This is a genomic window from Novipirellula sp. (assembly GCF_041583735.1).
Lineage (GTDB): Bacteria > Planctomycetota > Planctomycetia > Pirellulales > Pirellulaceae > Novipirellula.
Genome location: NZ_JBFHFD010000923.1, coordinates 1 through 2,494, shown reverse-complemented (window position 1 = coordinate 2,494; position 2,494 = coordinate 1). Strand labels below are relative to the sequence as shown.

Here is a 2,494-nt window from a genome sequence, read left to right as displayed (position 1 = left end):
TGCCCCCTCTCGTCCGCTCTTTCGTGCTGATCCTCTGTCCGCTGCCGCTGCTGGCTGTGATCACCGGATGTGACGCAAAGATTGAACAATTTGAGCCCAACACGCTTTATTCGCTGACGCTCGCTGAATCGCGGTCGGCGGAGATGGATGCCGCTCAGGCAGACACGTCGGCGGTGTTGGAACAGGTCTTCGGAACGCCGAACGAGCCAAAATGGCCGAGCGAATTGCTGAATGAATCGGCCCGATCGCTGATCGATGTTGACCGACTCGCGAGGTCAGCAGGCCCCATTTCGAGCTTGCAAGACGGCAGCCATCTGGGACTGTATCGCGAACACTGTGTCCATTGCCACGGGCTATCGGGCGACGGGTTCGGCCCCACTTCGTTGGCACTGAATCCCTACCCTCGCGATTTTCGGCATGGCGTTTTTAAATGGAAATCGACACGGCGGAATGCCAAACCGACGCGAGCGGACCTTCGCCGCACGCTTGTTCATGGCGAAGCGGGCACGGCAATGCCTTCGTTTTCAGTCCTCCCTGATGAAGAACTCGATGCACTGGTCGATTACGTGATCTACCTGTCGATTCGTGGCGAAGTCGAACGTGAACTGCTGGCCGAAGCGGTCGAACTGGGCTACGACACGGCGGCTCCGGAAGATAATTTGCGGATCCGCATGCCGGACGCCCGCGATGCGGAATCGAAAAGCGATCCCCAAACCGCAAGCGAAGGCGCCCAGGCCGTTCGCGAAATCATCCTGGATGTCGTCAACGATTGGGCCCGTGCCGACGAGGCGGTGGTGGAAGTCCCCGCGTCGACAAACGTTGCCGCGACAAGTGACGGCGACTCGGTCGAACGCGGCCGTGCACTGTTCCACGGCCAAATCGCGAACTGCGTCGGTTGCCACGGCCCCCAGGGCAACGGCGCGGCGGTGACGCTGGACTACGATGATTGGACCAAAGAGTACTCGACGCGATTGGGGTTAACCCCGACCGATCGCGATGCAATGAAACCGTTCCGCAAAGCGGGTGCCCCGAAACCACGCCCCATTGTTCCACGGCGATTACAAGGCGGTGTATTCCGCGGAGGGGGCGATGACGAGACGCTCTATCGTCGGATTACCCAAGGCGTTGCAGGAACCCCGATGCCAAGCTTGGAAGTGACCGAGACCGAGAGCGGCATAGGATTGACGCCAGATCAAGTCTGGGATTTGGTCCGCTATGTTCAATCGCTCGGAAAACCTTAGGCTTGCTGAATTCTCGCTGCCGCCATGCTCATTGCGATTGATGTTCGGCGTTTCGATCCTGGTCGCTCGACCTTCCCCCACACTCTCTCTGCTGAAACGAACCTTCACATGACTCAAGAAACGTATCGATCGATTGGCGCGATTGCCGGGGTGATCACCGGAGTGGTTTCGATGGCGTTGCTCGGCTTTTCAGGGCTAATTGCTGGCTTCTGCTTTGGTGCAGGCGGCGCGGTCCTAGGCGGCATCTTGGGAGAACGCGTTCATTCGATGCGACACAAAAATCGCTAAGCCCGTCCCCACGACGCGACCTTCTTCGTTAACAAACGCAACATGCAATCTAAAAGCAGCTCTCCTCACCGTATCGCTCCTCACCGTATCGTCCATCGACTGGCGATCCTGACCGTCTGCCTGACTTGGCCTCTGATTTGGGTGGGCGGGATGGTGACGACCTACGACGCGGGAATGGCAGTCCCCGATTGGCCCAACACCTACGGCTACAACCTGTTTTTGTACCCTTACAAAACTTGGTTATTGGGCCCGTTTGACTTGTTTATCGAACACGGGCACCGCTTGCTCGGTGCGCTGCTTGGATTCACCGCGATTGGCTTGGTCGTGGCAGCTTGGCGGACCGAGCATCGAGGCTGGGTCAAAGGCTTTGCCGCGATGATCTTGGGAGCGGTAATTATCCAAGGGGGGCTCGGAGGCATCCGAGTGGTGCTTGGCGACCGCACGTTTGCGATGATTCATGGCACAACCGCTCCGATCGTTTTTGCCCTGACCGTCACGGGGATGGTGATCACCAGCCGCTGGTGGTTCCGTTATTCAGCCAACGCAGGATATCCGGACAGCAAAGCAACCGAGACGCAATCCGAATCGGCTCCTCAGCCGGAACGAACGGAACCCGATTCGGAAAATTTCGTCGCGTTACCTCGGCTAGCCAAAGGGACGTTTGGCATCCTCACTCTGTTGGTGGTGACCTGCTATCTACAACTGGTTTTAGGGGCGAGATTACGGCATTTACAGCCCACTGGGTCTCCCACGGGCTTTTTACACACAGCCGCGACGCATGTCGTGTTGGCGTTTGTGTTGTGGTTGATGGTGGTCGTTGCCTGGTCCCGATTACGCAAGTGCGGCGATTTGACGCTGTCGCGTCCTGGGGTTGCCTTGATAGGATTAGTGGGCATTCAAATTTTGCTGGGTATTGGGACTTGGGTAGTTCACTATGGCTGGCCTGCGTTTCTGGGATGGTTTCC

At 57.9% G+C, this 2,494-nt stretch carries 3 protein-coding genes; all 3 read left to right on the top strand.

From position 1 onward, the window contains the following. Positions 1 to 1,241, top strand: a 1,241-nt coding sequence (locus ABX962_RS34640) for a cytochrome c (RefSeq protein WP_372726222.1), incomplete at its 5' end; no start/stop codon positions are given. Between the two features lie 108 nt (positions 1,242 to 1,349). Further along, positions 1,350 to 1,529 (top strand): hypothetical protein, encoded by a 180-nt coding sequence (locus ABX962_RS34635; protein WP_372726221.1) that lies wholly within the window; start codon positions 1,350 to 1,352, stop codon positions 1,527 to 1,529. Between the two features lie 42 nt (positions 1,530 to 1,571). Beyond that, a partial coding sequence (locus ABX962_RS34630) for a heme A synthase (protein WP_372726220.1) occupies positions 1,572 to 2,494 on the top strand: 923 nt, incomplete at its 3' end.